Origin of the sequence: Agilicoccus flavus (assembly GCF_014857905.1) — a bacterium.
Classification (GTDB): Bacteria; Actinomycetota; Actinomycetes; order Actinomycetales; family Dermatophilaceae; genus Agilicoccus; species Agilicoccus flavus.
Genome location: NZ_JACYXE010000025.1, coordinates 1 through 8,475, shown reverse-complemented (window position 1 = coordinate 8,475; position 8,475 = coordinate 1). Strand labels below are relative to the sequence as shown.

General features: G+C 68.3%; 3 protein-coding genes. 1 reads left to right on the top strand and 2 read right to left on the bottom strand.

Annotated elements, in window-relative coordinates:
- Positions 1 to 196: 196 nt before the first annotated feature.
- Both pglX and pglW read right to left on the bottom strand, forming a co-directional pair.
- A complete protein-coding gene (pglX, locus tag ICW24_RS18920; RefSeq protein ID WP_226347281.1) occupies positions 197 to 2,623 on the bottom strand; it encodes a BREX-2 system adenine-specific DNA-methyltransferase PglX in 2,427 nt (808 codons plus the stop codon).
- Positions 2,620 to 6,885 (bottom strand): BREX system serine/threonine kinase PglW, encoded by a 4,266-nt coding sequence (gene pglW / locus ICW24_RS18915; protein WP_226347280.1) that lies wholly within the window; start codon positions 6,883 to 6,885, stop codon positions 2,620 to 2,622. Before pglW ends, pglX begins: the two co-directional genes overlap by 4 nt.
- 274 nt (positions 6,886 to 7,159) lie before the next feature.
- Here pglW and ICW24_RS18910 point away from each other — a divergent pair, with 274 nt between their 5' ends.
- Complete coding sequence (locus ICW24_RS18910; protein ID WP_226347279.1) at positions 7,160 to 8,410, top strand: DUF262 domain-containing protein; 1,251 nt, start codon at positions 7,160 to 7,162, stop codon at positions 8,408 to 8,410.
- The last annotated feature ends 65 nt before the right edge of the window (positions 8,411 to 8,475 follow it).

Sequence of the window (8,475 nt, the reverse complement as noted above, 5' to 3'; positions counted from 1 at the left end):
GCACCTGCCCACGCACTGGCCCTGGGCACCCGGCTGGGAGTCACTGTGGTCGGCCGCGACCGGCCCGCCCACCGCTGTCACGACCTGACCACCCTGCCGCACACGGCACAACCCGAGGACCTCGAAGTGGAAGAGCCGGCACCGGCCGGCAGCTCACCCACGCCCACACTGCGAGCCTCGTCGCGATCCACCGGAATCACCGATGACGAATCATCACCGGTGGATCAGGGATCAGTGGCGGGTGCGGTCGCCCCCGCTCGGGCACCGCCGAGCTCAGGTAGGTGGGAAGCGTGCGCGCCATTTCATCAAGGCGGCGGGCTCGCTCCAACGGCAATTCGCTCGGCAGCGGGAAGTCCTTAAGAGTCGTCCCCGTGAACTCGTAAAAGTCCTCCCACGGCGCAAGTGTCTGCCGCGCCCCCTTGCTATCCACTGTACTGCCCTTGTTGTGGCTGTTCTGCTTGAGCCAGAAGCACGCCGTCGACGAGTTGAGCACCCCGAGCAGCGCGAGGTGCTCGTCCTCACTCGCCCCCTCCGGCAACTTGATCACCGGCGCCGACCGGTTGAAGACCTTCCCGCCTCGATCCAGCACAAAGTGGTTATGCGTAGCCACAAACGCAAACGCGATCGATAGTGGCGTACGGTAGGGAGCCTTCGTGAACTGCATGTACTCCCACCACTTGAGGCCCGCGTCGGCCATCACTCCTTGGAATGTTCCTCGAGCCGCCAGCTGGGCGCGCCACGGCCACAGTTCGCGCGCGAGACCTCCCTCGTATCGGTCACCCGTTCTATACTGGTAAGGAAAGAAAATAGTAGTGTCGGGTGTAATGGACCAGTCCCTCGTGATATCACCCATCACAAGGGGCCGCAATCGATCTCCATTCCTTTGCGAATTAGGGGTCCAGCCCAGCGGGCGCATGAACGCATCGTCTGCGCCTGCCCGGATCGATCCTCCGATAGGAGGTGCAATGGCACCCTCAAGGCGGGCCTCGGTGGCCTCGATGACCCGCAACAGCTGGTTGGCCCCACCGCCGGTGAGACTCCACGGATGGGCAGACAAAGTCCTCCGAGGGAGATCGGCGGTGCTGGTGTAGGCATCTTCATGTTCCGATACGTCGACGTAGTCAACGATGCTGCGCCACACGAGCCCCTGGCCGGCCTCCTCCGGGCGGCCAGGCTCCCCACGGATCCCGAGAACCGCTCGGACCGTTTGGCTCGTGGGCGGCTGGTCTCGGCCGACCAGGATCACAGTGGGAGTTCCGTGGCCCGGAATGTACGCTCCCGACGTGTCGACGACTAGGCGCAGGTCCTTACGAGGCAGGAATTCCTCGATGAGCTTGGAGCCGAACTCGCGCTTCATGAAAGAATTCGACGTGATCTGACCCACCCACCCAGCAGGTTGCGCCTCCGAGCCGCGTCGCGCGAGAGAAAAGAAGCGCTGCATGAAGGGAACGGTCAACGCATAGGTGCCCTTGCACGCTGAGTAGAGCTCGCGATACTTGGCGTTGAGTGCCTTGTCCTTGACCGTGATGTAAGGCGGATTGCCGACGACCACGTCGTACGACGAGGACCTCAGGTAGGCGGCCAGCGTCTTCGGATCCTCGGTAGCGTAAGAGAAGGACAATGTGTCACCGGGGAGGAAATTCTCCCAGTCCAAGAGGGAATCCCCGGCCGTCACCTGAACGTCCCATCCCGGAGCGTTCTCCAGTGAGGTCTCACCACAGGCGTGCAGCGCCGCGATGATGAGGCGGAACCGTGCGATAGCGACGGCGAAGGGGTTGAGGTCGACCCCACACACAGACGCCAGCGCGCGTCCAGCCAGCTCCGCGCTGTTGGTGTTCGGCTCCAGGTCGCGCCACTTTGCAAAGAATCGGCTGAACGCCCCGAGCAGGAAGTGGCCCGAGCCGCACGTGGGGTCGATGAGCTTGAACCCCTCGAGCGGGCGCTCCTTGAGTGCCGGCTCAAGGGTGCGGTCGAGGATGAACTCCTCGACGAACTCCGGGGTCTGCAGCAGCGCGTAGGTGTCCTTGGCGTGCTCGGACAGGTCCTGGTAGAGGTCACCGAGAAACCGGGTCGAGAGCTCGGGATCAGTGAAGTCGCGGCGTAGCTCACCGTCGGCGTCCTGCTCGTGCCAGAACGCGAGGATCGCCTCGGCGGCCCTTGCCGACGGCGCCACGGTCCACAGGGCGGAGTGGCTCTCGACGAGGTCCTTCGTCGCCGGCACCGAGCGCAGGTGCTCGATGGGCTGGAGCAGCCACTCCCGGTCGGTGTGCAGCGGGTGCTGCTGGAAATACGCGGTGCGGGCGTCGTGCGCCTCCTGGCGTCGCTCCCTCGGCCCCGAGATCCACACCGGCTCCAGCAGGCGGTTGTCCTCGCAGAACCGGACGAACACCGTCGTCAGCACCCACGCCACCGCGGCCTGCGTCACGCGATCGTCGCGCCACTCCGTCCAGGTGCGGGCCGTGCGCCCGGCCTCGCGCGCCCGGTCGTATTCGTCGCGCCAGGCCTGCTCGGCACCCTCCTGGCGCAGGTCCCGATCCGGGCCGTCGACCCGGGCGCGCAGGTCGTTCTCGATGGCCAGGACGAGCCGCTTGAGGTCCGTCGTGAGTTGCGCGGCGTCGATCATGGGGTGCCCCTGCCTACCGTCGTCATGGTCATGTCCTCGCCCGTGGCTCCCGGGTCGTCCCCCGGCGGTCGCCAGCGGGCATCGAGCCGCACGAACTGACCCGGCGAGCCCAACGGCAACGGCACCCCGTCGAGTAGGGTCCCCGCGGTGTTGGGTGCGAACGGCACGGCCAGCCACACCGCCCGCCGCCGCGGGATGGTCATGTCCGTCCACCGCGACAGCACGCCCACGTGCCCGTAGCGCGCGAGCGGCGCCGCCTCGGTGAGCAGGGCCGGTCGCGGTTCGTCGCCGGAGTCGATGATCGCCGTGATCGAGTCGACGACCGCGGGCAGACACAGGCCGACAAGCGCGTCGAGGTTCGCCCGATCCGGGCTGTCAGTCGGCTTGGCGTCTGAGGCGAGGACGACGTCCCACGGCACCCCGTGTCCTGCGGCTGCCTCGCGCATCGCATCGATGAGCAGGTCCGTGACGTCGACGACGTCCGCGTCGTAGCGCTGCACGAGGGCCCGCACCATCTCCTCATAGGAGGTCATGGGCGTGCCCAGGGCGAGGAACCCCCGCGCGGCGATGCTCTCGTGCAGGCGCGCCGCCACGGCGTCGCGGACCACCGGGACGCTGCCGCGGACCGGCGGCGCCGTCTGGCTCGCGGCCAACCCTGTGGTTGCCGGCACGTGGTCCGGCAGCCGGTAGCCGCGCTTGTGCTCGTCCCAGACGAGGTCGACCTCGGCGCGCCTGACGATCTCGTCGAGGCGCTCGTCGCGCGATGGCAGCGGCGGCAGCGCCGGGAAGCGCTCCCCGACCCGGCTGCGCAGTTCCGGGGGCTTGATGATCCCGCGGCTGGCAAAACCGCGCATCGTCTCGGCCACCGCGATGTGCGCGGGGAGGTCGACGTGGTGGAGGTCGCTGTTCGCGGCGGCCGCACCGTGCGGGGCGAGTTCGGCGCCGATCCGCACGAGCCGGCCCGGGACGCGCAGTGCCTCCGGGACCTCAGCGCCGTCACCGGCGAAGGCCGCGAGCGCCTCCTCAAGCCGGCGTGACGCCGTGGCGGCCGGGACGAGGTCGGACCGCGAACTGCCGGTTGTGCTCGTGACCAGGTCCTCTGCGGCACGACCGACGGCCTCGACGGCGTCGAACAGGCCCGGCTCCGTCGCGAGCAGCGCGACGAGGGACCCGTGCCGACGCACCGAAATGGGCCGCGCCTGCGTGCCGCCCTCGGTGCGCAGCACCTTGAGCCGTTCGAGAGCCAGCCGCAACAGTCCGCGGGCGGTCCGACCCGTGGCCTCGCCCCGGGTGGGTTCCTCCACGGCATCGAGGACGGCCGAGGTGGCCTCGCCGAGCGTGACGACCCCGCCTGCGTCGACGATGCGCGTCTCCAGGGTCGAGCCGACTCGATCGAGAAGGGCTGAGGCCTCTTCGTCGGCGGCCCAGGCGCCGAGCAGATCGCCGATGAGGGTCTGGACCCGCGAGGGGGGCAGCGGCTCCTCCATGGCGGCGCCGATGAGGGCGGCCGAGGCGAACGCGTCGGCGTCGCCCACGCGGCCGAGCATGCGGGTCAGCAGCGCCCGGCGGACGGTCGCCGACGCCGGGCCGGCTGCCTCGAGCAGGACCTGGGCCGCGACCTCCACTCCATCGCCGGCCGACCCGCGGCGGGTGGCGCGAGGGTCGCCGAGTCGGGCCGCCCACGTGCGCCGCCGCTCCTTCAGGTGCTGCCTCGTGCGGATCGCGACCCGCGGGTACTGATAGGCGGCGTCGACCTTGGTGAGGAAGTCGCGGACGTTCGCGACGCCGAAGGGGGCCAAGGCCGACAGTGCTCGGGCGGTAAGCCCGGCTTCCTCGATGGGCGTGTCGAGGCCGGCTCGGGCGGCTCGGGCGTCGTCGTCGTCGGTCGGGGCCATCGTCGTCGTGCCCGTGGCGAAGATCGACGTCCACGCGGTGGCCATCGCCTGTGCCGTCTCGAACCGCTGCCGGGCGTCGCGCCGCAGCGCCTGAGTGAAGAAGGCCGCGAGCTCGCGGGCGAGGCTGGGCGCGAACGCCGCCGCGTCGATGCTCGCCTCGTCGTTGACCATCGTGGGCAGGGTCTGGCCGTCACCGAATCGCGGCAGCGACCCGGTCGCCATCTCGTGCAGGACGACGGCGGCCGAGTACCGCTCGGCGTGGCTGTCGAAGCGCTGGCGTCGGCCCTCCCCGAGGAAGGGGTCGCGGTACTGCGGAGTGCCGGCGCTCGTGGCGTCGGCCGCGGCCCGCGTGAGAGAAAAGTCGAAGAGGACGAGCCGCTTCTTCCGATCGCCGGCGTCCTCGCGCACGCCCAAGTTGTGCGGCTTGATGTCGCGGTGATCCAGCCCGAGCCGGTCGAGCTCGACGAGAGCCTCCATGAGATCGCCGCCCCACCGCTCGAGGTAGTCGATGGGCAGGGACTGGCCGGGACGCAGCTCATCGGCCAGCGTCGTGGTGCCCGCGCTCTCGAGCAGGAGGGCCCGGCGTCCGTCGATGTCGAGCGGGCCCTCGATGAGGCCGGCGAAGCGCTTGTGGGTCAGTCCGCGCAGTACCTCCGCCTCGCCGGCAATGCGGTCGGCGGCCGCATCGTTGAGCGCGACCTTGAGCACCCGGCGGGGGCGGCCCTCGGCGTCGCGGTCAGTGACGAGGAGCCCGCGCGCGGTCGACCCGATGCCGAGTCGCTTCTCGACCTCGAAGCGGCCGCCGAGGACGTCGCCGGGGCGGGCATCGAGCGGGTCGACGGCCATCTCGCGCGGTGGCTCGGTCTCGACGGTGGCCTGGTCGATCTCATCGAGGACCTCGGCGACGGTGTCGGTGCGGTCGCCGACCACGCCCCGGGTCGCGGCGAGGACAGCCGTGCGAATGCCCTCGGGTACGGGCACATCGACGGCCACGTCGATGCCGCGTTGACTGCGCAGGCGCTCGCGCAGGGTGGCGCTGGATTCGGCCGGCGGGGTGCCGCTGATGAGATACGCCGCGAGGGCGCCCAGGGAGAAGACGTCGAGCTTGGCGCGCTCCTGCGAGCCCCACACGGTCTCGGGGGCGAGGAAGGCCTCGAGCATCCACGCTTCACGGGTCGCGACGAACCTCGGGAGGGCGGACTGGGCGAGGTTGGTCACCGCGTGCCGCGTGTCGGTGGGCTCGAGGGCGCCGGCGAGCTGCCAATCCCTGACGCGGACCTGCGGGGGATCGGTGGGGTGTGCTCCGTCGCGGACCCACACCGCCCCCACGCCGAGCGCGCGGTGGGCGATGCCGTGGGAGTGGGCGTACCGCAGCGCGTCGCCGATCTGGCGGGTGAGGGCGAGGGCCGTGTCGAGCGGGAGCGTGTTGCGTTCGCGCATCCACAGATCGAGGCGCTGCCAGGAGCCGTCATCGTCATAGACGAGACCGATGCCGAGCTCGGACTCGACGAGGTCCCGGGGCGTGAGGATGGCGTCATGCTGCAGGGTGCGGGCGAGCGTGAATTCGTTGCGGGCGAGGCGGAGGCGGCGCTGGCGGTCCTCGTCCGACGCGTTCGCCTCGGGGACCTGGAAGCGGACGCGGCCGCGGTTCGTGGGGTCGGCGGCGTGGTGGCAGAGCCAGTCCTGCCAGCCGTCCCCCTCGTCGACGACGCCTTCCTCGATGATCCAGGAGCCGGCCTGGCGTTCCCGGCGCGGCACGAGGCCGATGCGCTCCATCAGCTTGGCGAGGATCGCGTCGGCGTTGGGGCCGATGCCTCGACCCGAGCGCGGCGGCTGGAAGACGAGCTCGCTCAGCGGCGGCAGGTTCGAGGTGTCCTCCGCGTCCTCCAGGCCGTAGAGGCCCAAGGCCGATGGCGGCGGGAGGAGGCATCGGAAGGTCTCGTGGTGGAGGAACACGGCCTCCTGCACGTAGGGCACGAGTGCGAGGAGGTTCTCCGGGTCCTGGCCGACCTCGCGCGCCCACTGCTTCGCCGCGTCCTTGAGCTTGCTCGCCAGCCGCTGCGCCTTGCGCCGACACAGCAGCAGCGGAGAGTCCTCGTACCGACCGCCGTTGCGGCGCCACCGGCGATCGTCACCGTCGAGCGTGCCGTAGTAGTGCTTGAGCTCGATGAGGTAGAGACCTCCGGGGGCGAGGACGAGCAGGTCGCACTCGTGCCAGTGACCGTGCCCGTCCCGGAACTCGAAGTTGGTCCAGGCGCGATAGGGGCTCTCGCTGGGCAGCCAGCGCTGGACCGTGGCCAGACCGGCCTGCTCGTGAGCGAACTGCGACGGCGACACCTCGACCCAGCGTGCATCGCTGCGCGGCATCGTCGCCCTCCCCTCGTCGCGTCCCTGCGTTGCCTATCGGCCGAGTTGGCAGCTTACCCAGCCACTCTCGATCCCGACGGGTCCGCCTGCGCCGGCGCACGGAGCGCGCTGCCACATCGCGCGGCACGTCCACATGGCCGGGCTCCTCTGTGCCCCTGGGCATGGGCGCCCGGAATTCACTCTCAGGGCCGACCCTTGGTCGGGAACCCCCATGTTGGCAGGCGGATTGCCGACTAGGACGACGATCCACCCAGGCGACCGAGGATGGCGACCCATGATCAAGTCCGTGACGAACACCCAGGTGTACGCATTGCTGAGCACGGAATCCCAGGTGCGCTACGAGATTCCCACATATCAGCGCGAGTACTCCTGGTCGAAAGCTCAGTGGGACGCACTTTTCGACGACCTCTTGGAGTCGGAGGGGCAGCACTTTCTGGGGACAATCATTTGCATCAACACGACGGTCGACGTCCTCGACGGCACAACTCTAGAATTGGTCGATGGGCAGCAGAGGATGACGACCCTCTCGCTGCTGCTGGCCGCCATCTACGACCTCATGCGACAGCATCAGAATGACCTCGACGACGACGACATTGCGCAACGCATTAATCTGCGTAAGCGGCTCGTCAGCAAGGACACCGGCAAGACACTACGCACCCGCCTCCTACCCCAAGTACAGGCAGGAAATCGGGACGACTACCTCAACGTCCTGGCCCAGGCTGGCATGGACATTCATCCCCCTAAGGTCAGCTATCTCGGAGTCCGCCGAGTGAAGAAGTGCTTCGCCCACTTTCAAGAGCGCATCCGTGCCGTCGATTCGGACGTGCTCGCCGCCTGCCGTCGGGTCCTGACGCGCGCAGAGCAAGCAGTGATGGTCAAGATCGAAGTGGATAGCCACGCCGACGCCTTCGTGCTATTTGAGTCGCTCAACAATCGAGGCACTCCGCTAACACCTATTGATCTCATCAAGAATTCCCTTCTCAAGGCCGCCGCTACCAACATGGGCGTGGACGCGGCATTCTCAAAGTGGAATGAGCTTCTGGCAGACATCAGCGACGACTACAGCGCCCAAGAACGCTTCTTCCGCCACTACTACAACGCATTTAAGGACGTTCTCCCTCCGGTTCCGAAGACCCCCGTCGCCACCCGAAGCAGTCTGATCCATATCTACGAGACGCTCATTGAAGCTGACTTGCCGAGGATCCTCGAGGCGCTCCTACAGGCTGGGCGCGACTACCAGCGCATCATCGGCAACCTTGAGGACGACCACGCACCCAACGAGCTGGATGATGCCCTGACCGAGCTGGCCCGGGTGCAAGGAGCCCCCTCTCACATCCTGCTGCTACGCCTCATGGGTAGGACAGCGCTCTCGACTCCCGGTCTGACCGACAACGAACTGGCGGGTGTTACGCGGGCCTTGACAAGCTTCTTCGTGCGCCGCAATCTCACCGGATTCCCTCAGACCTACGGAGGCTTATTCACCGCAGCTCAAGCACCCAATAAGGACGGCATGAACCACAATTAAAGCAGAGGCAAGGCGCGGCGCGCCTACATGACGGACGGCTCCTTTCTTGACACGATTTGGGTTAC